The sequence below is a fragment of the Variovorax sp. HJSM1_2 genome (genome assembly GCF_049316285.1).
Taxonomy (GTDB): Bacteria; Pseudomonadota; Gammaproteobacteria; order Burkholderiales; family Burkholderiaceae_C; genus Rhodoferax_B.
Window position 1 is genome coordinate 1 of sequence record NZ_JBMOXA010000028.1, and the last position, 25716, is coordinate 25716.

Below are 25716 nucleotides of genomic sequence, written 5' to 3' on the forward strand. Positions count from 1 at the left end.
TGCCGCCACGTCACTTCGCTGCGCGAAATGAGTGTCGTCAAACCCAGCGACGGCGCAGTGCGCCGCCCGCCACGCCTTGCGGCGTGACGGGTTCCTGGATCAAAGCTTTTCAGCTAATTGATCCAGAGGAATGAGGATTTTGCCGCCACGTCACTTCGCTGCGCGAAATGAGTGTCGTCAAACCCAGCGACGGCGCCGTGCGCCGCCCGCCACGCCTTGCGGCGTGACGGGTTCCTGGATCAAAGCTTTTCAGCTAGTTGATCCAGGATCGCTGGGTTTTCCAACGTAGAAGTGTCCTGCGTGATCGCTTCGCCCTTGGCCAGGCTGCGCAGCAAGCGGCGCATGATCTTGCCGCTGCGGGTCTTGGGCAGGTTGTCGCCGAAGCGAATGTCCTTGGGCTTGGCGATCGGGCCGATTTCTTTCGCCACCCAGTTGCGCAACTCGTTGGCGATTTGTTTGGCTTCTTCGCCGGTGGGGCGCGAACGCTTCAGCACGACGAAGGCGCAGATGGCTTCGCCGGTCAAATCGTCGGGGCGGCCCACGACGGCGGCTTCGGCCACGAGGTCGGTTTTCGACACCAGGGCCGACTCGATCTCCATCGTGCCCATGCGGTGGCCGCTGACGTTGAGCACGTCGTCGATGCGGCCGGTGATGCGGAAGTAGCCCCGGTCGGCGCTGCGCACCGCGCCATCACCGGCAAGGTAGATGGTGCCGCCCATTTCTTCGGGGAAGTAAGCCTTCTTGAAACGCGCCGGGTCGTTCCAGATGGTGCGTATCATCGACGGCCAGGGGCGCTTGACCACCAGCATGCCGCCCGCGCCATTGGGCAGGTCGTTGCCGGTTTCATCCACGATGGCGGCCATGATGCCGGGCAGCGGCAGCGTGCAGCTACCGGGCACCAGCGGCGTGGCGCCGGGCAGCGGCGTAATCATGTGGCCGCCGGTCTCGGTTTGCCAGAAGGTATCGACGATGGGGCAACGCTCGCGGCCCACGTTCTTGTGGTACCACATCCAGGCTTCGGGGTTGATGGGTTCACCCACCGAACCCAGGATGCGCAGGCTCGCCAGATTCGAGCGGTCGGGGTGCACGGCGGCATCACCCTCGGCGGCCTTGATCAACGAACGAATGGCCGTGGGTGCGGTGTAGAAAATGGTGCACTTGTGTTTTTCTATCATCTGCCAGAAGCGGCCGGCGTTGGGGTAGGTCGGCACACCTTCAAAGATGATTTGTGTGGCGCCAGCCGCCAGCGGGCCGTAGGCGACGTAGGTGTGGCCGGTGATCCAGCCGATGTCGGCCGTGCACCAGAACACGTCGTCCGGGCGCAGGTCAAACGTCCAGTCCATGGTGAGCTTGGCCCACAGCAAATAGCCGCCGGTGCTGTGCTGCACACCCTTGGGTTTGCCGGTGGAGCCCGAGGTGTAGAGGATGAACAGCGGGTGCTCGGCGCCCACGGCCACTGGCGCGCAGCTCGTGCTTTGGCCTGCCAGCGCTTGCGCAAAAGTCTTGTCGCGCCTGGCCACCATATTGCAGGCGCTGGCGGTGCGCTCGTAGACGAATACCGTCTTGATGGACTCACAGCCGCCCATGGCGATGCCTTCGTCGACGATGGCCTTCAGCGGCAGCTCCTTGCCGCCGCGCATCTGGAAATTGGCGGTGATGACGGCCACGGCACCCGCGTCGATGATGCGTTCGTTCAAGGCCTTGGCCGAGAAACCACCGAACACCACGCTGTGCGTGGCGCCAATACGCGCGCAGGCCTGCATGGCGATCACACCTTCTAGCGTCATCGGCATGTAGATCAACACGCGGTCGCCCTTTTGAATGCCATCGGCCTTAAGCGCATTGGCAAACTGGCTGACACGCGCGAGCAGTTCCTTGTAGCTGGTCTTGGTCACCGTGCCGTCGTCGGCCTCGAAGATCACGGCGGTTTTGTTCTCCACCGGCGTGCCCATGTGTTTGTCCAGGCAGTTGGCCGAGGCATTCAATTCGCCATCGGCAAACCATTGGTAGAACGGTGCGTTGGATTCATCCAGCGTCTGGCTGAAGGGCTTGTTCCAGAGCACGTTTTCGCGCGCCAGGCGGGCCCAGAAGCCTTCGAAATCACGCTCGGCTTCAGCACACAATGCGTCGTAGGCGGCCATGCCGGAAATCCGCGCACCGGCCACCACGGCGTCCGATGGGGGAAAAACACGGTTCTCAACCAAGACGGACTCGATCGACGACGAAGATGCTGCGGGGGTTGCCATGGTGTTTGTCTCCTGAAAAGGCTGTTCTGCAAAGGCTTATGCATAGGATAGCGCCTCGAAATGTCGATGCTGCCTCTTACAAGGCACTGACTGTTGACTGATTTTGTGCCGGTTGCCGATCCAGGGTGTTTTACCCAGGTACTCGCACACAGCCGTCAGTTGAAATTCAGCGTTTTGCACCAATGTAAGGGCCTGTCAATCGCAGCTTATGCCGCAGCCTGCAGATGCCGCCCCCTACAATTCCGCTGCTTCCCCTATTCCCCCACATCCATGCCTAAACCTCCTATTCCCTCTTCGCAAAATCTAGCCCAACGACAGTTGTCTGGTTTCATTTTTGCCAGCCGCTGGCTGCAACTGCCGCTTTATCTCGGCCTGATCGCGGCACAGGCGGTCTATGTCTACCACTTCTGGGTGGAGCTGGTGCATTTGCTGGAGGCCGCTTTTGGCAGCCAGACCGCACTGCAGGCCTTGGTGAGCAGCGTAGGCTACAAGGACACAACCAACCTCACCAGCCTGAACGAAGTGATCATCATGCTGGTGGTGCTGGCGCTGATCGACGTGGTGATGATCTCCAATCTGCTGATCATGGTGATTGTCGGTGGCTACGAGACCTTTGTGAGCCGCATGAACCTCGAGTCGCATCCCGACCAGCCCGAATGGCTGAGCCACGTCAACGCCTCGGTGCTGAAGGTGAAGCTGGCCACGGCCATCATCGGCATCTCGTCCATCCACCTGCTCAAGACCTTCATCAACGCGGCGAACTACGACGAAAAAGTGTTGATGTGGCAGACCATCATCCACGTCACCTTCCTGCTCAGCGCGATGGCGATTGCCTATACCGACAAGCTGCTGTCGCACAACCAAAAGGCCGAGCACTAAACCTGCAGCCACAAAGCCATGAGCGACTTCGCCGAACACCTGCACGAAGCCTTTGAACGCTTTGGCCGCATCACGCTCAAGCGTATGTTCGGCGGCCACGGCGTGTTCCATGAGGGGCGCATGTTTGGTTTGATTGCAGCTGATAGGCTTTATCTCAAGACCGATGCACAGACCGTGGCCAGGTTTGAGGCCAAGCAGCTGCCGCCGTTTGCCTATTTGCGCGGCGGCAAGCTCATGGCGACGTCCTACTTTGAGGCGCCGCCAGAAGTATTTGAAGATCGCGAAGAAGCCGCCTCATGGGCGCGCCTGGCCTGGGAGGCGACCCTGCGTTCGGGTACGCCCCCACGCGCCAAACCAAAGCCTAAGCCAAGCGCCAAACCCGCAACGGCGCGCAAAAAACCAAGCGCAGCTTAAGCCCGCCGCTCCTGCAATGGCCGCCTAGGGTGCCTGCAAGCGCTGCAGCAACTCCACACTGGGATAACCATCGGCCGGCAAACCCAGGCTGCGCTGGTAGCCGCGAATGCCTTCGCGCGTGGCCGGGCCCATCATGCCGTCGGGTTTGCCCGTGGGGAAACCACGCGTATTCAGGCTGGTTTGCAGCGTGATCAGCTGGCTACGCGTCAAGGCCTGCAGATCACGCGGCCAGGAAGCGACCACGCCCGGGCCGTTGCCCAGGCGCTGCGCCAGCAGGCTCACGCCCAGGGCATAACTATTGGAGTTGTTGTAGCGCAAGATGGAGCGAAAGCTAGGGCCGATCAAAAAGGCTGGGCCACGCGCCCCGGCTGGCAGCAACACTTCGGCATTCGTCAATGTGGCTGGCAGCGGCGCACCGTCCATGCTGCGCAGCCCCTCGGCTTCCCACTGCGCAGCCGTTTGCCGCACCGAGGCATCGGCACGGGCCAGGTCGAAGCCCGAGGGCAGTTGCACCTCCACCCCCCAGGGCTGATCAGCCTGCCAACCCGAGCGTGCCAGGAAGTTGGCGGTAGAGGCCAATACATCGGCCATGCTGCCCCAGATGTCGCGCCGGCCGTCGCCATCGGCGTCCACGGCGTAGGCGAGGAAGTTGGACGGCAGAAACTGCGTCTGCCCCATGGCACCAGCCCAGGAACCTATCATGTGCGCGCGGTCGATGTCACCGTTCTGCAAAATCTTCAAGGCCGCCAGCAACTGGCCGCGCGCCCATTCTTCGCGCCGCCCCTCGAAGCCCAGCGTGGCCAGGGCGTCTATGGTCGGGATGTTGCCGTAATTGCTGCCGTAGTTGCTCTCCATGCCCCAGATGGCCACCAGAATGGTCGCGGGCACACCATAACGCGCGGCGGCGGCATCGGCCTCTGCGCGTACCTGCAGCAACTTGTCCTGCCCGCGCTGCACACGCTGCGGCGAGACGGCGGTGTCCAGGTAGTCCCAGACGCTGCGGGTGAATTCGGGCTGGGCGCGGTCCAGCTCGACCACACGCGGCAGTTCACGCACACCATCCAAGGCGGCTTTCAAGGTCGACTCCTGAATGCCGGCGGCGCGGGCGCTGGCGCGGAAGTCCTCCACCCAACGCGCGAAGTCTTTCTGCTGTGCCACGGCTTCGGGCGCCACGGCAGTGTTGGGTGCAGCGCTGCCAGGGGCCGAAGCGGCGGGCGCCGGGGCCGCAGCGGTCTTGGGTGGCGCCGACGCGCAACCCGCGAGTGTGGCCACCAGAGCCGCAGACACCAGCCAGGCGGCGGGTGTGAAGTGTGAGTTCAATGGATGCATGGCTTGATTCTCGCCGCTAGCGGCATCCCCCTGCGCCATGGGGGAGCTTGCGGTGCTTCAGTGTGCGGCCGTGACCATGCTGATGGCGCCAAACGGGCAGCGCACCGCGCACTTTTTGCAGCCGGTACAGGCATCCACATCACTCAGCACCGAGAACTTTTCCCAACCCTGGCGCTCCAGCGAAAGCAGGTGCAGATGGCAGGTGGGCACACACCAGCCGCAGCCGGTGCAGCGGTTGGTGTCGATCACGGGTTTGGGCACGGGGCGTGGGGTGGCCATATCACCAGCATCATAGGCCACGCCCCATCGACATCAACCCGGCTTCAGCCCAGCTTTTCGCGGCGCGCGAAACGCACCACGGTCACGCCTGCGCGCGCCTGCCGCGTCGAAGGCATGACCAGCACACAGTTGTCATAAGGTGTGGTCACGGGTTCACCGTCGTTGTCACCAATCACGGTGCCGGCGCTGGCGATCACCTCCAGCCCCTGGAACGGCTGATTGAAGGTGAAGCGCTCGCTCTTGGCAACCACCGGGCCGGTGACGTAAAGCGCCCATTGCTGCGGCGCATCCGGCTGCAGCCAACCGGGCAGAAGTTGCGCCGAGGATGCAGCCGACAGCAGGCCTGCTTGCAGCAGAAAACGCACACACTGGTCGCGTGCCACCACCAGGCTTTGTGGGTCGCCATGGAAGCCGCATTCGATCAGCAGCGAACGGGTTTGCGGCGCCTGCTCATCGGGCAAGCCGAAGCGGCCGAAGTCACGCATGCGCACACCGTCTTTGTGACCCGCGTCCACCACCACGTATTCAGGTGCGCGCAGTTGCCGCGCCAGTGCCAGATTGCGTGGCTGCAGGCCAGAAAGCGACAACGGCAGACTCGGTTCGTGCATGGAGTGCAGATCGAGCAACCAGTCTGCTGCTTGCACAAACGGCTGCAACGCGGCCACGCGGCGGCGTTCACGTGTGTTGGCCTCGGCGATGCGCTCTGGCATCCACTGGCGGTTCATGTCTTCGTCGACAAAACGCGAGGCGTCATGTTTGGCGGGGTCGAAGCGGTCAAACGCCTCGAGGTTGCAAAACGCCAAGGTGAGCGTGCCACATGCGGGAGTAACACCAGCCTCCAGCAGTTCTTTCAGCGCCCAGGCACCACACAGTTCGTTGCCATGCACCAGGGCGCTCACCAGCACGCGCGGGCCTGCCACACCCGAGTCAAAGTGCCACACACCCTCGGTGCCGGTGTTGCCCGCACGCCAGGCAGCAAGCTCTGGTTTGTTCAGCGAAAAAACGGAATCACTCATTCTTTGATCTTTGCGAAGTCGACGATTTTTTGGTATTTGGCGGTTTCATCGACCAGGAACTTGGCCATGTCGACTTTGGCGGACGCCAGGGTAGAACCCGTGTCTTCGAGCTTCTTGCGGAACTCTGGTTCCTGCATGGCCTCATTCAGCGCCTTGCGCAACTTGGCGGCCACGGCGTCGGGCAGTTTGGGTGGAGCCATCAGCGCAAACCAGACACTGATGTCCAGGTCTTTCAGCTGCGGGTTGTCGGCCAGCGGGGCGATGTCCGGCGCGGCGGCCGAACGCTTTTTCTCGCTGATGCCCAAGGCCACCACCTTGCCGCTGCGGATGTGCGGCAAGCCGCTGGACAACACAAAAACGCCGTAATCGATATTGCCGCTGTACAGGTCGGTGGTCAGGGGCGCCACGCCACGGTAAGGGATGTGGGTGAGAAACAGACCTGCCTGCTGCTTGAGCATTTCACCCGTCAGATGCAGCGACGTGCCTACACCCGAGCTGCCATAGCTGTAGTGGCCGGGCTTGGCTTTCACCGCTTTGAGAAACTGGTCCACGGTCTTCACGCCACTGTTGACCGAGGCCACCAGCACCAGCGGTTGCGAGGCCACCAGGCCGAGGGGCGTGAAATCCTTGTAGCTGTATTTGACGCTGGCAGAGACCAGCCGGTTGATGGCGATTTCGTTGTTCGCGCCGAGCAGCAGGGTGTAGCCATCGGGCGCCGCACGCGACACTTTCTGCGCGCCTATCGCCCCTCCGGCACCGCCGACGTTTTCCACCACCACCGGCACACCCAGCTTCTTGGACAACTGATCGGCAACCGCACGCCCGGTCAAATCGGTGCTGCCGCCCGGCGGGTAGGCCACCACCAGGGTGACAGGTTTTTCGGGGTAGCTCTCGCCCTGGGCATGCGCGGCCGCAGCCAGGCCCAGAGCCAGAAGGGCCGACAGCGCCGGCGCGGAGATCTTGAGTTTGCATCGCATGGGGGCATCCCTTGAAGTTTGCCAATTTTTGCCTCGGCCCGCCCTGCCCCTTGTGCCGAATCAGCACCAGTCCGTGCTATTTGGAGCAAGAGCTAAACCGGGATCACGGCATCCCAAAGTGTTTCCGCCAGCGGTGAAAGGCGCCGCTTGGCGCGCACCATGCGCACTTCAAAGGCGATCTCCAGCGCCTTGCCCGGCAGCGCGGCAATCTTCCTGTCCTTGCAGGCGCCTACCGCCAGCGACCATGGCAGCCAGGCCACACCCAAGCCCTTCAACACATACTCCAGCAGGGCATCGGCCGAGTCGCTTTCCACCACCGGCTTCAAGCGTGGCGCTTGCGCATGGTTGGCCAGGTGATCGGCCACCAGCTGGCCCAAGGCCAGGCTGCTGGCGTAGGCCAAATACGGCACCGGCTTGCCGCCGTCAAAGGTGAACAAGGTTTTGCCATCGGCGTTGGCGCGCGACATCGGGACCAGGCGATCGTGCGCCACGGTGTGCTGCAGGTACTGCGACGGCTTTAAACGCAGCGCGATCACCGGATGGTGGTAGGTCAGCGTGAAGTCGGTCTCGCCGCGCTCCAGGCGCTGCAGCGCCTCGGCCATGGAGCCGGTGCGCACATGCACCAAGGCGTTGGCGGTATGCGCCCTGACCTTCCACAACCAGTCGGCGGCGATGGTGCGCGCCAGGGTGCGGCCGGTGGTCAGCGTGAATTCCGCCTGGCCGGGCAAGGCCGTGGGCTGCAATTCGCTGCGCGCCAAGTGCAGCGACTGCACGGTTTGGCGCGCCTGCTGCAGCAGGGTTTCGCCCGCCGGTGTCAGCGTCACCGGCCCGCCAGCTCTGGTGACCAAAGCCACACCAGCCCATTGCTCCAGCCCCTTGATGCGCCGGCCAAAGGCCGGATGTGTGACGTGGCGCAACTCTGCGGCACGCGTGAAGCTGCGTGTATCGGCCAGGGCGATCAGGTCTTCAAACCATTTGAGTTGCATCACATGCTCCCGCCGTTCAAGAGCCAAAACCACGCCGCCGCTCGGCCTGACCAGGCAGCGTCAGCCCGCGCTGGTAGCTGCGCAGCCAGGCTTCGAAGACGGCCGCTTTCATGGGGCGCGCAAAATGATAGCCCTGCAATTCGTCGCACGCCAGGGAGCTCAACAGTTCGGCCACGGCCACGCCCTCCACACCTTCGGCCACCACCGTCAGACCCAGGGTGTGGCCCAGGGCGATGATGGCGCGCACGATGGCGAGGTCGGTGGGATCGTTGAGCATGTCGCGCACAAACGATTGGTCAACCTTGAGTTTGTCGATGGCAAAACGTTTGAGATAGGCCAGGCTGGAGTAGCCTGTGCCGAAATCATCGATCGAGAGTTTCACACCCAGCGCCTTCAGGGCCGAGAGCTGCTCGGCGGCCATGGTCGAGTTGTCCATCAGCACCGACTCGGTGATTTCCAGTTCCAGCGCCGATGCCGCCAAGCCCTGTTCGCGCAGCAGGCTCTGCAGTTGCGGCGCGAGTTGGGCGTCGCCCAGTTGCACGGCAGACAGGTTCACCGACATGCTCAGAAAGCTCAGCCCGTCGGCATGCCAATGCGCCAACTGTCGGCAGGCTTCACGCAACACCCAGGTCCCGATCGGCCGGATGAGACCGGTTTCCTCTGCCAGCGGGATAAAGCGTGCGGGCGAGACGCTGCCCAGTTCGGCGTTGTGCCAGCGCAGCAAGGCCTCCACACCCACCACCTGCAGGGTCGCTGCGTTGATCTTGGGTTGGAACTCCAGGCTCAGCTCGTTCAGCGCCAGTGCCTGGTGCAGCCGCTGCTCCATGGCCACACGCTGCAAGGCCTGGGCGTCAATCTCGGGCTCGTAAAAACGCGCCATATCGCGGCCGGCATTTTTCGCGACATACATGGCAGCGTCGGCACGGCGCATCAACAAGTCGCTCTGGTCGCCGTCTTCGGGATACAGGGCAACACCCACGCTGCACGAGACATGCAGTTCATGGCCTTCTACATGATGGGTTTGGCGTATCAGCGGAATCACCCGCCGCTCCGCCAGTTGCTCAACCTCGGCACGCGAACTCACACCGCGCAAGATGACCACATATTCATCCCCGCCCAGGCGGCTGACCGTGTCCTCGGCGCGCACGGCTTTGCTCAGGCGCTGCGCCACCGAGCGCAACACACCATCACCGATGTGGTGCCCAAGCGTGTCGTTGATGGTTTTAAAGCGGTCCAGGTCGATGAACAACACCGCCAGACGTTCACCCGTCTTGCCAGCCACGGCCAGCGCCTCCTGCAGGCGCGCCTCACACAGGGCGCGGTTGGGCAACTCGGTCAACACGTCGTGGTCGGCCAGGAACTGCACCCGCGCTTCGGTGCGTTTGCGGTCGGTGATGTCGACTGAAATACCGATGTACTGCGACACCTCGCCCGCGCGCGAGCCCTCGCGCACGGCCGAGATCATCAGCCACGCCGGATAGGTCTCACCCGATCGCTTGACAAAATTGACCTCACCCTGCCAGGCGTCGCGTTCCGGCGAAAAACGGCCCAGCCGACTGGCCACGGCATGGGCCTGCTCACCCTCCATCAACAGGCTCAGGTGCTCACCTATCACCTCATAGAAGTCATACGAGGTGCTGCGGCAAAAGGCTTTGTTGACGCTGAGTATCTTCTGCTCCGCGTCCATGATGATGATGCTTTCGGACGATGCCTCAAACACCTTGGCCCACAACTCCAGGCGGCGTTCCATCACCTTCAGCACGTTGATCGGGGTGAAGGTGGTGACCACCGCATCACGCCCCTTGAACTGCAGGCGGCGTGCCGACAACACCGCCCACGAAGACTCGCTTTCGTGGTTCCAGCGCACCTCGAACTCGTCCACGGCCTCACGGTCCGCCAGGCGCTGGAAGAAGCGTGTGCGCACGCCTGGTTCCAGGCCGGTGCGCCAGGGGTCGTCGGTGCGCGCACCGAGCCAGGGCAAGGCCGGTGTATTGGCGTGCAACACTTCGTGATCGGGCACCGAGGTGACCAGCAGCGGAATCGGAATGGCCTCTAGCAAGGCCTGCTGCGCCTCGGCTGCACGTTCACGCGCGGCGGCTTCCTGCTGCTCCAGCCGCTGATGGCCCAACTGCGCCAACATGCCGTTGAAGGCTTTGACGAGTTGGCCGATTTCGTCGCGGCTGTGCCAGACCGCACGCCGCGCATAGTCGCCCGTCTGGCGCACGGTATCGGCCACTTCGGCCAGCTTTTTCAGAGGCCGCGAGATCTGCCGCGCCACCGCGTACACTAGGCTCAGGATACAGCTCAGCAGCAGCAGCGCCGTGCCCAGGTGCAACCACATGCGTGTGAACAGCAGATCCACACGGTCGTGCAACAGGCGTTCGAGGTCAATCGCCGTGCCGGCCCAGGCGTTGGTCAAGGCCTCCAGGGAGTTGGCGTAATGCGCCGTCAGTTGCTGCAGCCCCCTAGGGTCCACCTGCCCATCGGCCAGGGCCTGCACCGCAGCCAGAAATTCGCCCAGGCGCTTTTCCAGGGCTTCGCGGCCCGGCGTCAGCGCCTCACGCTGTTGCGCACCACCCGCGGCAAAGGCTTGTGTGTAGTCAGAGCGTATGCCCAGGGCCACGGCATCCAGACGGCCGGCCAGGATCAGCAACTCGGTGCGCCGGTCCGCCAGACCACCGGCCGGGATTTTTGTGGCCGAGGGTGTCACCGGCACGATGCGCATAGTGTCGTTGAGCACCTCCAACAGTTCCGGAAAACGCAACACCACCAGCGACATGGCGTAGTAGCTGTCGAGATCCGGGTCGAGGATGAGGTTGGATTGGTTACCCACGGTGGTGAGCAGTTCGCGTGCCTGGCGCAGCATTTGCCGCGTGGCTGCAGGATTTTTCGCGACCACACTGGCCGAGAGCGCATCGCTGGCGCCCGCTGGTGTGGCGACCAGCCGCTGCCAACTGTCGGAAAAGGCCTGGCTGGCGTCTTTGGTTTGGAAGGCTTCGTCGTAAGTGTCACGCGCATGCTGCAGCCGTTGCAGTGCCTCGTGTGCAAACTCGGATGCCACGCCGTTCTGCAGAAAAGGCTGCATCAGCACGTCGCGCACGGCCGCGCTGTACTGCGCACCATCAATTTCCTTGCGCGTGAAATCGATGGCGTTGAACTTCTCGTGGATCAGAATGCCCGACACATAGATGACGGCCGTCAGATCGAGCAAATAGATCAGCGTGAGCTTGCGACCAACACTGAGGCGGCCTAACCAGCGGGTAAAAAAATTCATTGCCAGGCCATGCCTTGGCGGTTAACGCCAAGTCTGGCAAATTCGAAAGCCATAAAACGGTATTTGAAATCCATGGGCAGCCGCCCCAATCTTGGTTTGGCAGGAAAAGCGAAGCGCAAATTTGCGGCCGGGGTTTGTGCCTGGGACGGTGCCGAGCCGATACCGTTTGTTCCAGAAGCCACCGGCCTTCGGGCTTGCCATGTCACCGGGCGGTGTCGCCGCGACAGCCCTCGCCAGCGCAAACAGCGCTGGCATGGACCTGCAGCACCCCACACACCCCGATGGCAGCTCAACGCGTCACGCTGCGGGTGCACCCAGGAATTCGCGGCTGACGTGCGCGCCGAGTTCATTCACGCGGTCCAAGAACTGCGTGAGGAAGGCGTGCAGGCCCGTGGCCAGGATCTCGTCGATGCGCGCAAATTCCAGGTCCGCCCGCAAGCGTCCGGCGCGGCGCAGGGTCTCGCTCTTGGGGTTGCTGGACACCACGGTGAGGTTGCTCACCACTTCGTTCAGGCAGGCGCTGAGCGAGCGCGGCATGTCCGAGCGCAGGATCAGCAATTCGGCCACACGTTCGGGTTTGATCACGTCGCGGTAGACCTTGCGGTAGACCTCGAAGCCCGACACCGTGCGCAGGATCGCACTCCAGTGGTAGAAGTCGTACTCCTGGTCGCGGCCGGTAGACGCACCATAGAAGTCGCGCTCCACCGCGTGAAACTTCACGTCCACCAAACGGGCGGTGTTGTCTGCACGTTCCAGGAAGGTGCCTATGCGTGAAAAGTAGAAAGCCTCGTCCTGCAGCATGGTGCCCAGTTGCACACCGCGCGAAAGATGCGAGCGGAACTTCACCCAATCGAAAAACTGCGCTGGATCCTCTTCAAACGCGCCAGCCTTGAGCATGCGGTTGAGTTCTATCCAGGTCTGGTTTTGTGTTTCCCAGACCTCGGTGGTGAGGCTGCCGCGCACGGCACGCGCGTTTTCACGCGCGGCCCGCAGGCAGGAAAAAATGCTCGACGGGTTGGTCTCGTCCTTGACCATGAACTCCATCACCGATTGAGCATTGATCTCGCCGTACTTTGCGCTATAGGGGTGCAGCAATTCGCTGATGGACAACAAACCCTGCAGGCCGCTTTGCGCCGCCGCATCGGTTTGCGCCAGCAGCGAGCTTTGGTAGTTGATGTCCAACATTCGCGCGGTGTTTTCGGCGCGCTCGGTGTAACGGGACATCCAGAACAAATGGTCGGCGGTACGTGAAAGCATGTCGTTATCTCCTAGGCCTCAAACACCGCACGCGCTGCGCGCTGGGCTGTATTTTGGTGAAACATCGCCTATGGCGCTGTTTTCGGCGCGTTCGGTGTAACGGGACATCCAGAACAAATGATCGGCGGTACGTGAAAGCATCTTGTTATTCCTCTTCTTCTACGTGATCGGCTCAGGCTGGCTTGACAGACGACTGGGTCTGCGTCTGCGAAGCCGTGGCACCACTGGCGGCGCCATTGCTGTCCCCCTGCAGGATCCAGGTGTCCTTGGTGCCGCCGCCCTGCGATGAATTCACCACCAGCGAACCTTCTTTGAGCGCCACACGGGTCAGACCGCCGGGCACCATTTGCACCTCCTTGCCCGACAACACAAACGGCCGCAGGTCGATGTGGCGTGGCGCGATACCGCTTTCGACAAACGTCGGGCAACTGGACAGGCTGAGCGTGGGCTGGGCGATGTAGCCGCTGGGGTTGGCCAGCAGGGCCGCACGGAATTCTTCGATCTCGGCCTTGGTGGAGGCCGGCCCCACCAGCATGCCGTATCCACCGGCACCGTGCACTTCTTTCACCACCAGGTCCTTGAGGTTGTCCAGCGTATATTGCAAATCGTCCTTGTTGCGGCACATATAGGTGGGCACGTTCTTCAGGATGGGTTTCTCGCCCAGGTAGAACTCGATCATCTTGGTGACGTAGGGGTAGATCGACTTGTCATCGGCCACACCCGTGCCCACACCATTGCAGATGTTCACGTTGCCGGCCTTGTAGGCGGCCATCAAGCCGGCGCAGCCCAGCGTGGACGTGGGGCGGAACACTTGCGGATCCAGAAAGTCGTCGTCCACGCGGCGGTAGATCACGTCCACCTGCTTGGGGCCGCGTGTGGTGCGCATGTAGCAGAAGTTGTCTTTGACAAACAAGTCCTGCCCCTCGACCAGCTCCACGCCCATTTGCTGGGCCAGGAAAGCGTGTTCAAAGTAGGCGCTGTTGTACATGCCGGGGGTCAGCACCACAACCGTAGGGTCGGCGGTGGTCGCCGGGGCCGATGCGCGCAGCGTCTCCAGCAGCAGATCCGGGTAATGCGCGACCGGCGCCACACGGTGGCGGTTGAACAGGTCGGGGAACAAACGCATCATCATCTTGCGGTTTTCCAGCATGTAGCTCACGCCGCTGGGCACACGCAGGTTGTCTTCAAGCACGTAATATTCGCCGTTGCCCTGGGCATCGGGCGCACGCACGATGTCGATGCCGGAAATATGCGAGTAGATGTTGTTCGGCAGATCCACGCCCACCATTTCGGGGCGGAACTGGGCGTTGTGCATCACCTGCTCGGCCGGGATGAGTCCGGCCTTGATGATGTCCTGGTCGTGGTAGACGTCGTAGATAAAACGGTTCAGCGCGGTCACGCGTTGCACCAGGCCACGCTCCATGTCAGCCCACTCCTTGGCTGGAATGATGCGCGGAATCAAGTCAAACGGAATCAGCCGCTCTGTGCCTGCGCCATCTTCGTCCTTGGCGCCATACACGGCAAAGGTGATACCGACCCGCCGAAAAATCATTTCAGATTCTTCGCGGCGCTTGGCCATCATGTCTCCGGGCTGCTTCGCCAACCAGGCATCGTAGGTCTTGTAGTGGTCACGGACCTGTGCACCGTCAGAGAAAAACTCGTAAGGCAAGCGGGTGTACATCTCGTCAAATTTCGCCATGAATTGTTCTCTCCTTGAAGTTACAGAATAGCAAGTTACGCGCCAAGACGGTGCAAATTCTGGTGACGACACAACATTCCGGAAACGAGATGCCGAGGCTGGTGGGTGGCCGTGGTGCAAGCCTGATGGCCCACGCTGCGCGCCAGCAAAAGCCACGGATTTACCCCACCAAATTGCATACATCCCAAAAACAGTCTACTCGACTGCATCCACATTTCACACCCAAAAAGTGGGTGGATGCGCTGTTCAGTCCGGGGCCTTGAGGTCGGTTTCATTGGCGACCACCAAGGCATGCTGCCAGTAGTGCGCATGGGTTTCACGCTCACAGGAAAAGGCGCGTGGTGCGGCCGAGTGCCAACGCAAGGCACCACACTGCGCCGAGCTCACCAAGCGGATACCCAGCGCTTGATAACGCTCTTGCACCCGCGGCGCGGGATGGCCAAAGCGGTTGCGATACCCGGCCTGCACCACTGCCAGGCTGGGACTCACCGCCTCCAGAAAGGCGCTGGTGGAAGAAGTGTTGCTGCCATGGTGCGGCACCAGCAGCAGGTCGGCGCGCAGCTGCGCCGGCACCTGCGCCACCAGTCGCGCCTCCTGCGCCTGCTCGATATCACCGACCAACAAGGCGGTTTGCCGTCCGTTGGACACCCGCAGCACACAGCTCAGTGCATTCGGCTTGGGCCGCGCCGCGGCCTGCGGCGCGTAGTCCGGTGGCTGCGGATGCAGGACGTCGAAACGAATGCCATCCCACTGCCACTGCTGTCCCGCCATACAACGCTCCACCGGGCGGGTTTGCGCCAACAGGTGCTCAGGCTCCACGGAACTGAGCAGCCGGGCAGCGGGCTGGCTTTGCAGCACGGCTTGTGCTCCGCCGCTGTGGTCGCTGTCACTGTGGCTCACCACCACCAGGTCCAGCCGTTCGTCCAAGGCCCGCAACAGCGGCACCAATACCAGGTGGCCAGCATCACTTTCTGTGCCAAAACGCGGGCCGGTGTCGAACAACAGGCTGTGCCTGGCCGTGCGCACCAGCACGGCATTGCCCTGGCCAATGTCGGCGGCCAACAGCTCAAAGGCACCGGGCGCAGGGCGCGCGGGCTGCCACAGCAACATCGGCAACAACAACGGCAGCCCCAGCCCACACCAGCCCCAGGGCAGACGCAACACCAATAACAATGCGCCCAGGCTTGCGGCCAGCCCGGCCCACAATGGCGCTGCTGGCAAAGTCAGCACGGCCCACGGCCAGGTCGCCAGCCAACCCAGCACCGACGCCTGCAACTGCACCGCTGCAGCAGCCACATGCCATAGAGGCGAGGCCAGCACACCCAACATGGCCAGCGGCGTGACCACCAAGCTCATCCACGGGATGGCCAACAAATTCGCCAGCAAACCGACCACCGACACCTGCTGAAACAGCACCAAACCCAGCGGCGCCAGCGCCAGTGTGACCACGGCCTGCTCGCGCACCAGCGCCCTGGCGCGGCCATATGCGCCGCCCAGAACCTTGGCACCAAATGAGCCTCCAGCGCTTTCCAAACCTGCAGCAGACGCTCCTGAATTTGAAGCAAACAACACACCCACCGCGACAAAGCTCAGCCAAAAGCCGGCCTGCAGCAAGGCCCAGGGATCAACCAGCAACACCACGCCACCCGCCCAGGCCCAGACCAGCAGCCACGGCCAGCGCAGACCGCTGCAACGCAGCCATGCCATGACGCCCAGCATCAGCACCGTACGCTGCGCGGGCACGCCCCAGCCACTGAACAGCGCATAGCCCGTCGCCAACAACACACCGCCCAGCATGGCCACCGAAGGCGTGGGCCACAGCAGGCTGGCCTGCCAACGCCCGAGCCCCCCGCGGCGCCAGCCCCAAGCCAGCACGGCGGCCGCAAGCCAGGCGAACATGGTGATGTGCAAGCCAGAAATTGAAATCAAATGCCCTACGCCCGTGGCGCGGAACACATCCCAGTCCGCGCGATCGATCGCGCTCTGGTCGCCCACCACCAGGGCAGCCACCACGCCCGCATTACGCTTGGCCTGCGGCGATTGGCTGGCGGCCGCATCACCGGCCTCATCCGCCTGGCCCAGCGTGCGGAAAATGGCGTCGCGCACACTTTGACGCGCCGACTCCACCGGGTGGCGCCAAGTGTTTTCCAGGCGCTGCGGTGCGGCGTCACGCGGGCCATCACGCACGTAGCCCGTGGCTTGCACACCCTGCTCCCACAGGCGCAGCTCGTAGTCAAAACCAAAAGGGTTGCGGTTGCCATGCGGTGCCTTGAGGCGCACCGTCATGCGCCAACGCTGGCCTGCACGCACGTCGGGTGCGCCTATGCCAGGCAGGTTCTCGGCCAGGGGCTCGGCGCCCCACGCAGCGGCGCGGTACCAGCTCAGTTGCAGCAACGGCGGCAAACGAAGCGCTTCACCCTTACGCGTCGCGTAAGCCACCTCCAGCAGAAACCTTTGCCCCATCGCATTACGCTGCGGCATGGCGACCACCATGCCGGTCACGTCTATGTCCACACCTTCGAGCGCCGGGTCCAAAGCGCCCTGCGCAAACCATTGGCTGCGTGCGCCACACAAGGCAAACGCCAAGGCAGCGGCACTCAAGCCATACAGCAGCGCAGCACCGAATATGCGCAGTTGTCGCGCGCCGGCCCAAGCCAGGGCCATCAACACACACCCAGCCACGGCCACAGCCCCATAAGCGCTCAATGACCACAGCGCTGCTTGCTGCAACTGCCACGCCGTACCCAAGGCCCAGCCCAGCAGCCATGGGGCCCAGTAGACGGCGGCGCGGTGGAACAACGGCGAAGGCTCGCGATGCATCGCGCCATGCTACCGGGGCCAACAGCGCGCGGGTGGGTTTTGCTTAGACTGCGCTGTGGTGTGCCGACGACAGCGCGGCCCTGGACAGCGCGATAACCGCCGGATATCTAAAAACGATAGCAATCACCGCAGGCAGTGCAAGCGTCAGCGGCCCGCTTGATTCCATCACCAGATCTAGTGATTGCAGCACACGAGACAACTGCATGGCGCCGCATAACAGCTTTGGCCTTTGGCCATTGCATATCCACCGTCAAACCCGTTCACGCGCAGCACATCTGCCACACACGGAGCATCAAGCCATGCCAAACTCAACTGGCAACACTCGCCCCGTTTGGCTCAGCTCTTGCTAGTATGCGGTGCAAGCCCGGGCTGGCGGGCAGCGCTCTCTCAATGCATTCCGAGAACCATCAATGTCCATTCATGCCGCACTGAACCACGTCACCCACTACAAGTACGACCGCCCGGTCAACCTGGGGCCGCAGGTGATCCGGCTGCGCCCGGCACCACATTGCCGCAGCAATGTGATCTCGTATTCGCTCAAGGTTGAGCCCGCCAACCACTTCGTCAACTGGCAGCAAGATCCTTTTGCCAACTACCAGGCGCGCCTGGTGTTCCCCGAGAAAACCACAGAATTCAAGGTCACGGTCGACCTGGTGGTGGAGATGTCGGTCTACAACCCGTTCGACTATTTCCTCGAGCCGGACGCGCAGAACTTCCCCATCAAGTACAGCCAAGACCTGAAGGAAGAACTCTCGCCCTACCTCGCCACCGAACCCATGACACCGCTGGTGCGGGCCTACCTCGACAAGCTAGACCTCTCCAAACGCCCCACCAACGACTTTCTGGTGTACCTGAACCAGCAGGTGCAAAAAGACGTCAAGTACCTGATTCGCATGGAACCGGGCGTGCAGACGCCCGAAGAAACGCTGGAAAACGCCAGTGGCTCGTGCCGCGACTCGGGCTGGCTGCTGGTACAACTGCTGCGCCATTGCGGCATGGCCGCGCGTTTTGTCTCCGGCTATCTGATCCAACTCACACCCGACGTGAAAGCACTCGACGGCCCCAGCGGCACCACGGTTGATTTCACCGACCTGCACGCCTGGTGCGAGGTGTTCCTGCCCGGCGCGGGCTGGGTCGGCCTGGACGCGACCTCGGGCCTGTTCGCCGGCGAAGGCCACATCCCGCTGGCCTGCACACCACAGCCCTCTAGCGCCGCGCCCATCGAAGGTGGTGTCGACAAAGCCGAGGTGGATTTCAGCCACCACATGTTGGTTACACGGCTGTATGAATCGCCGCGTGTCACCAAACCCTATACCGACGAACAATGGGCCGATATCGTCGCCCTGGGCCACACGGTTGACAAGGAACTGGCCGCTGGCGACGTGCGCCTGACCATGGGTGGTGAACCCACCTTCGTGGCGGTAGAAAACCGCGACGCCGCCGAGTGGAACACCGACGCCCTGGGCCCGACGAAACGCGGCCTGGCCACCGGTCTGGTGCAAAAGCTGCGCGCCAAATACGGCCAGGGCGGCTTTCTGCATTTTGGCCAAGGCAAGTGGTATCCGGGCGAACAATTGCCGCGCTGGGCGCTCAACATCTTCTGGCGTGCCGACGGCCAACCGGCCTGGCGCAACCCCGACTTGTTTGCCGACGAGCGCCAGCCCTCGCACTACACCAGCGAAGACGCGCGCCGCTTCACCACGCAGTTGGCCCATAACCTGGGCATCACCAGCGACTACATCGTCGCCGGCCACGAAGACGTGTGGTACTACCTGTGGCGCGAACGCCGCCTGCCGGTCAACGTTGATCCGTTCAACTCCAAACTCGGCGACGAGATGGAACGCGCACGCCTGCGCCGTGTGTTCGAGCAAGGCCTGGAGGCCGTGGTCGGCTACGTGCTGCCGGTCAGACCGGCCGATGGCCCGCGCCTGGCCGGCCCGGTGTGGACCACAGGCCCATGGTTCTTCCGCGACGAACGCATGTATCTGATGCCCGGCGACTCGCCCATGGGCCTGCGCCTGCCGCTGGACTCGCTGCCCTGGGTCAGCGAAGCGCAGTACCCCTACCTGGTGGAGCAGGATCCCTCCCTGCCCCGCGCCGGATTGCCCGAGTCGAGCAGCATGTACGCCCGCTACTCGGCGGCACGCCGCCCCGCCACGGCGCCGGTCTCGGCGCCAGCCGCCGCAGGCGCGGCCGGAGCCAACAGCCGCGCCAACATGCCCTACCAGGCGGGTGTCAGCGCCACGCCCGAGGCCGCCCGCCTGCGCCAGGACCAGGCTGCCGGGGCTTTCGGCAGCAGGCCAGCTTTGGCCAATGCGACCCAGCCCGGCCAGACCGAGCCCGACACCTTTGCGCGTGTGCCCGCTCTGCACGAATCAGCCCACTGGGTGACACGCACTGCACTTTGCGTGGAAGTGCGCGATCCGCGCCGTGCCAGCGGCCCGAAGGCCGAAGCCGTGGGCAGCAAATCGGGTGTGATCTACGTCTTCATGCCGCCCCTCGAGCTGCTCGAAGACTACCTGGAGCTGTTGGCGGCGGTTGAAAACACCGCAGAGCAATTGGGCGTAAAACTGGTGCTGGAGGGCTACCCGCCGCCGCGCGATCCGCGCCTGAAACTGCTGGCCGTGACCCCGGACCCCGGCGTCATCGAGGTCAACGTGCACCCCGTGGACAACTGGGGCGATCTGGTGGCCAACACCGAGTTCCTGTACAACGCCGCGTTTGAATGCCGCCTGTCGGCCGAGAAGTTCATGACCGACGGTCGCCACATTGGCACCGGCGGCGGCAACCACTTTGTGATGGGCGGCTCCACACCCAGCGACAGCCCGTTCCTGCGCCGGCCCGAGCTGTTGACCAGCATGCTGCTGTACTGGCACAACCACCCGTCTCTGAGCTACTTGTTCAGCGGCATGTTTGTCGGCCCCACCAGCCAGTCGCCACGGGTCGACGAAGCCCGCAACGACCAGCTCTACGAGCTGGAAATCGCCATCGAACAAGTGGCCAAAAACCGCGAGAAATACGGCCAGGAAATGCCGCCGTGGATTGTCGACCGCACGCTGCGCAACATCCTGATCGACGCCACCGGCAACACCCACCGCAGCGAGTTTTCCATCGACAAGATGTACTCGCCCGACAGCAGCACCGGCCGCCTGGGCCTGCTGGAATTGCGCGCCTTTGAAATGCCGCCACACGAGCGCATGAGCATCGCCCAGCAGTTGCTGCTGCGCGCCCTGGTGGCCCGCTTCTGGAAGACGCCCTACAAGGCGCCGGCCACACGCTGGGGCACGGAGCTGCACGACCGCTTCATGATGCCGACGTTCATCCAGATGGACTTCCACGACGTCATGGCCGAAATGGTGGCCGCCGGTTTTGCGTTCGACCGCAGTTGGTTTGCGCCACACCTGGAGTTCCGCTTCCCGCTGGTGGGCAGCGTGCAAACCCACGGCATGGAAATCAGCCTGCGCAACGCGCTCGAACCCTGGCATGTGCTGGGCGAAGAAAGTTCATCCACCGGCACGGCGCGTTATGTCGATTCCTCACTGGAGCGCATCGAGGTCAAGGTCACCGGCATGAACCAGAGCCGCTATGTGGTCACCTGCAACGGCCAGGCGCTGCCCATGCAGTCCACCGGCGTGGCCGGTGAGTTTGTCGCGGGTGTACGTTACCGCGCCTGGAACCCGCCCTCGGCGCTGCACCCCACCATTGGCATCCACGCGCCGTTGACGTTCGACATCGTCGACACCTGGATGAAACATTCCATCGGTGGCTGCCAGTATTTCGTCACACACCCCGGCGGTCTGAGCTACGACAACTTCCCCGTCAACGCCTACACGGCGGAGAGCCGTCGCCTGTCGCGCTTCGCACGCATGGGCCACACACCAGGCACCATGGTGGTGCCACCGGCCACCATCAACGTGCCGGCCAGCAAGGAGTTTCCGTTCACGCTGGATCTGCGACGCTAAAACGGTGCACACTCATCCACACCTTCGCCGGCTTGGCCGGTGAAAGTGAGCGAAAATAGTGCACTCTCCAAGCCCTTTGCTGATCGCGGCACAAGGGCTTTTTTATTTCAATGCGGCATTTCCGGTCACGGCCCCTCTGATTGGCAGCCGGAAGTGCTCTTCTGTCACGCTTTTTTGGAAATTTTGCGACGCTTATTTCTGACACCGATGTGACAATCCCATGCACTGTGGATACCCAGAATATTTCTCTCTTTGACAACCAGGGCAACGAAAGTGCCCCTGGCCTCGCCTCGCTGCTGGCACGCCCCGTCATGCCGGGCCACTACGACGAATTGCGTGGCACGGTCAGCCCCTCCGCTGCGCCCGCAGCGGCTGCCCAGCATGAAAGCCAGGCCCCGCTCAACCCCGAGTGGACGACTTTTTTCGAACATCTGGGCCATGACGGATTTGCCGACCTGAACCGGCGCACCGCGCAACTGCAGCGCCAGTTGCGCGACAACGGCGTGACCTACAACCTCTACGCCGACCCGGAAAATCCGCAACGCCCCTGGGCACTGGATTTGTTCCCGCTGATCGTCTCGGCCGAGAGCTGGACGCAGATCGAAGCCGGCGTGCTGCAACGCGTGCGCCTGCTCGACCGTGTGCTGGCCGATGTTTATGGTCCGCAGCAATTGCTCAAAGAAGGCTTGTTGCCCATGGCGTTGGTGCAGGGCCACCCCGGCTACCTGCGCGCCATGCACGGCGTCGAGCCGCTGGGCGGCACACGCCTGCACATTGCAGCCTTTGACCTGGCCCGTGGCCCGGATGGCAAATGGTGGGTGGTGTCGCAGCGCACCCAGGCGCCGTCCGGCCTGGGTTACCTGCTGGAAAACCGTCTGAGCATTTCGCGCCTGTTCCCCGAAGCCTTCCACGACATGAAGGTGCAGCGCCTGGCCGCCACCTACCGGGGCTTAATCGACGGGCTGAAAAAAATGTGCCCGCAGGGCAAGGACGCGCACATTGCGCTGCTGACCCCCGGCCCCTACAACGAAACCTATTTTGAACACGCCTACCTGGCGCGTTATCTTGGCCTGACCTTGGTCGAAGGCAGCGACCTGCTGGTGCGCGACCAGCGCCTGTACCTCAAAACGCTGAAGGGGCTGGAGCCGGTGCACGGCCTGTTGAAGCGGCTGGACGACCAGTTCCTCGACCCGCTGGAGCTGCGCCCCGACTCACGCCTGGGCGTGCCCGGTTTGCTGCAAGCCATTCGTGCGGGCAACGTGCTGGTGGCCAATGCGCCGGGCTCGGCGTTTCTCGAGTCACCCGCGCTGCTGGGCTTTTTGCCGGCACTGTCGCAAAAGCTTTTTGGCGAAGAACTGCAATTGCCCGCCCTGCCCACCTGGTGGTGCGGCGAACGTGCGGCCATGGAATCCGCCCTGCCCGAGTTGATCAACAGCGTGGTCAAACCAACCTACCGTGGGGGCAGCGGCCACCAGGCGTTTGAAGCCGTGCTGGGCCGCCACCAATCGCGCCGCGAACTCGACGAATGGGCTGGCCGCATCTTGCGCCAGGGCGACGAACACACGGTGCAGGCCTATTTGCCGCTGTCGCAGATGCCCACCTGGTCAGCGCATCAAAACCACGCGCCGCGCATCTCGCCGCGTTCGGTGATGTTGCGGGTGTTGGCGGTTTCCGATGGCCCGAATTCCTGGCGCGTGCTGCCAGGCGGCCTGGCGCGCATGGGCAGTGCGCGTGGCGACGACATCGCCTCCATGCAGCGCGGCGGCAGCAGCGCCGACGTGTGGGTGATGACCAGCGGCGAAGTCGACCAGACCTCGCTGCTGCAGACCCACGTGGCGCCCGAGGTGATCACCCATCGCCAACGCGTGGTGACCAGCCGCGCGGCCGAAAACCTCTATTGGCTGGGCCGCTATACCGAGCGCGCCGAAAACACCTTGCGCCTGGCGCATGTGATTCTGGAGCGACTCGGCGAAACCGACCAAACCGACACCGGCTTTCTGAACTGGATGCATGAGATGGCCGTGGATCACGGCCTGGTGCTGCCCGCCGTGCCCTCGCCCGTGCAGGCACGGCGCGTGTTTGAACGCTCGCTGATCGCCGGTTTGTCGAATACCACCGAGCAGGCCAGCGTGGGCTACAACCTGCGCGCCATCCGCGGTGCAGCCTCGGTATTGCGCGAGCGCCTGGCGCCGGCGCAATGGAACGTGATCACCGAGGCCGAAACCTCGTTCTTCACACGCTGCCAGGAGAATGCCCGCAGCGGCGACTTCTCGCCCATGGAAGCCCTGCGCTTGCTCGAGGCCACACGCACCCACATGACCACTATGACCGGCGCGCAGACCGACCACATGACGCGCGACGATGGCTGGCGCCTGCTGAGCATAGGCCGCCACATCGAGCGGCTGGGGTTTTATTCGTCGGCATTGCTCAACGGCAGCGTCACCGGCTGCATGCATTCGAACAATGGGTTCGAGGCCATGGTGGCGCTGTTTGACAGCACCATCACCTTCCACGGGCAGTTTCAGCAAAGCCGCGATATCGCCGCCCTGCTCGACCTGCTGGTGCTCGATCTGGACAATCCGCGCGCCCTGGCCTGGGTTGCCAAAACCCTGCGTGGCCGCCTGGCCAAGCTCAACGGCGATGGCCAGGGGCCGCAGGAGGCCAGCCCGCTGGCGCAAAAAGTGCCCGTGCCGGCACACTGGTCGCTCAGCGAACTCAGCCAGGCCGATGACCAAGGCCGCTACCGCACGCTCGAACAGCACCTCGCCAAGACCACGCAGTGCGCCTACGATGTGTCTGACGAAATCAGCTACACCTACTTTTTGCATTCGCGCGACGCCAAACAAAGCCTGGGGGCCTGAAGCCGTGGAACTGGACATCACCCACGAAACCCATTACGACTACTCACCCATGGTGGACACGGCCGAGCACATGGTGCACCTGCGCCCGCTGAGCAACCATCACCAGCAGTTGGTCAGCCACACGCTGAAGGTGCTGCCCCTGCCGGCGCAAATCCACCATTCGCTGGATGTATTTGGCAACGAACGTGCGTTCATCTCACTGCAGTCGCCGCATGAAAGCCTGACCGTGGTGGCGCAAAGCAAGGTTTTGACACGCGCGCCCAGCGCGGTCAAAAGCGATATGTCCTGGGAGGATGTGCGTGAGCGTTTTCGCTACCGTGCAGGCGCCGAGTACAACCCCGCAGCCGAGTTCGCCTTTGCCTCGCCCTACGTCCCCAGGCACGCCGACTTCACCGCCTACGCACGCCCCAGCTTTGCGCCGGGCCGACCGCTGCTGGAAGCCACACATGACTTGATGGAGCGTATCTACACCGACTTCACCTACGAGTCGAACAGCACCGAAGTCAACACCCCGGCGGTGGAAGCCCTGGCGCTGCGCAAGGGCGTGTGCCAGGACTTCGCCCACATCATGGTGGCCTGCCTGCGCATGTTGGGTTTGCCGGCGCGTTACGTCAGCGGCTACATGCTCACGCAACCGCCGCCCGGCCAGCCGCGGCTGATTGGCAGCGACGCCTCGCACGCCTGGGCCTCGGTCTACGTGCCCGATGCGCCCGAAGGCCTGAACTGGTGCGACTTCGACCCGACCAACAACCGCCAGCCCGGCGAAGACTACGTGACCCTGGCCACGGGCCGCGACTTCTCCGACATCTCGCCCATGCGCGGCGTGATCCACGGCGGCGCCAGCCACTCGCTGAACGTGGCCGTGACCGTGATGCCGGTGGAAGAAACGCCGGCTGCACGCTCGGGCCCATCTCAGCAGCAGCAACAGTCGCAGCAGCCCTTTCAGCAACAGTCGCAAGAGCAGTTCCCGCCGCAACCCCAGCAGTCGCAACAGCAGTTTCAGTAAGCCGCTGAATACACCCGCAGGCCCTGCCCCTAGAATGTCTGGGCACGGGCTGCAGCGCTACTGATTCAGAAGCACGCTACGCTCGTCCAGATTGCCCGAGCGGCACTTTTTCCATTTCAATCGGAGCCCAATATGAGCGTGTACGACAAACTGCAAGAACTCGGCATTTCGCTGCCACCCGTCGCCGTTCCCGCGGCCGCCTATGTGCCGTTTGTGCAGACTGGTTCGCTGGTCTTTTTGTCCGGCCACATCGCCAAGAAAGACGGCAAGGTATGGGTGGGTCAACTCGGCACGGACATGGACACCGCCCAAGGCCAGGCCGCAGCCCGCGCCGTCGCCATCGACCTGCTGGGCACGCTGCATGCCGCCGTCGGTGACCTCAACAAGATCACCCGCATCGTCAAACTGATGTCGCTGGTCAACTCGGCCCCAAGCTTCACCGAGCAGCACCTGGTGACCAACGGCGCCAGCGAATTGTTTGCAGCCGTATTCGGCGCAGCCAAGGGCGCACACGCACGCAGCGCTTTTGGTACGGCGCAGAATCCCATGGGCACCTGTGTCGAAATTGACCTGGTGGCCGAGATCGCGGTTTAAGAAGGCGACGCTGACCAAGTCCCCTCGGATGGCCGCGCCCTGACATGGGAGGGACTGCTAGACGCAAACCACAGCCATAGCCCGTGCTATGGCGAGGATTTGCAACGCCGCAGGCTG

The 25716-nt window shown here is 63.2% G+C and carries 17 protein-coding genes; 6 read left to right on the forward strand and 11 right to left on the reverse strand.

Going from position 1 to position 25716, the window contains the following annotated elements; genetic code table 11:
* Window positions 1–239: 239 nt before the first annotated feature.
* Window positions 240–2246 carry an acetate--CoA ligase gene (gene acs / locus ACFQ95_RS21685; RefSeq protein WP_422834377.1) on the reverse strand — a complete coding sequence of 669 codons (2007 nt, stop codon included), beginning with the start codon at window positions 2244–2246 and terminating at the stop codon, window positions 240–242.
* 270 nt (window positions 2247–2516) lie between these two features.
* Here acs and ACFQ95_RS21690 point away from each other — a divergent pair, with 270 nt between their 5' ends.
* The gene (locus tag ACFQ95_RS21690; protein WP_422834379.1) at window positions 2517–3125 is read left to right on the forward strand and encodes a TIGR00645 family protein; all 609 of its coding nucleotides are present in this window, start codon (window positions 2517–2519) and stop codon (window positions 3123–3125) included.
* Between the two features lie 18 nt (window positions 3126–3143).
* On the forward strand, window positions 3144–3539 hold the full coding sequence (locus tag ACFQ95_RS21695) for a TfoX/Sxy family protein (protein WP_422834381.1): 396 nt from the start codon (window positions 3144–3146) through the stop codon (window positions 3537–3539).
* 24 nt (window positions 3540–3563) lie between these two features.
* On the opposite strand, the gene ACFQ95_RS21700 is transcribed toward ACFQ95_RS21695, so the two are convergent.
* From ACFQ95_RS21700 to ACFQ95_RS21745, 10 genes are all read right to left on the reverse strand, one after another.
* Complete coding sequence (locus ACFQ95_RS21700; RefSeq protein WP_422834382.1) at window positions 3564–4868, reverse strand: lytic murein transglycosylase; 1305 nt, start codon at window positions 4866–4868, stop codon at window positions 3564–3566.
* A 57-nt stretch (window positions 4869–4925) separates the two neighbouring features.
* Window positions 4926–5147 (reverse strand): ATP-binding protein, encoded by a 222-nt coding sequence (locus tag ACFQ95_RS21705; protein WP_422834384.1) that lies wholly within the window; start codon window positions 5145–5147, stop codon window positions 4926–4928.
* 44 nt (window positions 5148–5191) lie between these two features.
* Window positions 5192–6163, reverse strand: coding sequence for a succinylglutamate desuccinylase (locus ACFQ95_RS21710; RefSeq protein ID WP_422834386.1), 972 nt, complete (start codon window positions 6161–6163; stop codon window positions 5192–5194).
* Window positions 6160–7140: a Bug family tripartite tricarboxylate transporter substrate binding protein gene (locus ACFQ95_RS21715; protein ID WP_422834388.1), complete on the reverse strand. Its 981-nt coding sequence runs from the start codon at window positions 7138–7140 to the stop codon at window positions 6160–6162. The genes ACFQ95_RS21710 and ACFQ95_RS21715 overlap by 4 nt, the downstream gene beginning before the upstream one ends.
* A gap of 92 nt (window positions 7141–7232) precedes the next feature.
* Window positions 7233–8126 (reverse strand): LysR family transcriptional regulator, encoded by an 894-nt coding sequence (locus ACFQ95_RS21720; protein WP_422834390.1) that lies wholly within the window; start codon window positions 8124–8126, stop codon window positions 7233–7235.
* 16 nt (window positions 8127–8142) lie between these two features.
* A complete protein-coding gene (locus ACFQ95_RS21725) occupies window positions 8143–11400 on the reverse strand; it encodes an EAL domain-containing protein (protein ID WP_422834392.1) in 3258 nt (1085 codons plus the stop codon).
* A 297-nt stretch (window positions 11401–11697) separates the two neighbouring features.
* On the reverse strand, window positions 11698–12657 hold the full coding sequence (locus ACFQ95_RS21730; protein WP_422834394.1) for an alpha-E domain-containing protein: 960 nt from the start codon (window positions 12655–12657) through the stop codon (window positions 11698–11700).
* 18 nt (window positions 12658–12675) lie between these two features.
* Window positions 12676–12798 (reverse strand): alpha-E domain-containing protein, encoded by a 123-nt coding sequence (locus ACFQ95_RS21735; protein WP_422834396.1) that lies wholly within the window; start codon window positions 12796–12798, stop codon window positions 12676–12678.
* A gap of 31 nt (window positions 12799–12829) precedes the next feature.
* Entirely contained in the window at window positions 12830–14356 is a 1527-nt protein-coding gene (locus ACFQ95_RS21740) for a circularly permuted type 2 ATP-grasp protein (RefSeq protein ID WP_422834398.1), read from the reverse strand.
* Window positions 14357–14602: 246 nt separating this feature from the next.
* Entirely contained in the window at window positions 14603–17176 is a 2574-nt protein-coding gene (locus ACFQ95_RS21745; protein ID WP_422834399.1) for a DNA internalization-related competence protein ComEC/Rec2, read from the reverse strand.
* A 410-nt stretch (window positions 17177–17586) separates the two neighbouring features.
* Between ACFQ95_RS21745 and ACFQ95_RS21750 the strand changes: the two genes are divergently transcribed.
* The 4 genes from ACFQ95_RS21750 (at window position 17587) to ACFQ95_RS21765 (ending at window position 25599) form a co-directional block, all read left to right on the forward strand.
* Window positions 17587–21138 (forward strand): DUF2126 domain-containing protein, encoded by a 3552-nt coding sequence (locus tag ACFQ95_RS21750; protein ID WP_422834401.1) that lies wholly within the window; start codon window positions 17587–17589, stop codon window positions 21136–21138.
* Between the two features lie 227 nt (window positions 21139–21365).
* Window positions 21366–23999 (forward strand): circularly permuted type 2 ATP-grasp protein, encoded by a 2634-nt coding sequence (locus ACFQ95_RS21755; protein ID WP_422834402.1) that lies wholly within the window; start codon window positions 21366–21368, stop codon window positions 23997–23999.
* Window positions 24000–24003: 4 nt separating this feature from the next.
* Window positions 24004–25005, forward strand: a complete 1002-nt coding sequence (locus ACFQ95_RS21760; RefSeq protein WP_422834404.1) for a transglutaminase family protein — start codon at window positions 24004–24006, stop codon at window positions 25003–25005.
* Between the two features lie 132 nt (window positions 25006–25137).
* The gene (locus ACFQ95_RS21765; protein WP_422834405.1) at window positions 25138–25599 is read left to right on the forward strand and encodes a RidA family protein; all 462 of its coding nucleotides are present in this window, start codon (window positions 25138–25140) and stop codon (window positions 25597–25599) included.
* Window positions 25600–25716: the final 117 nt, after the last annotated feature.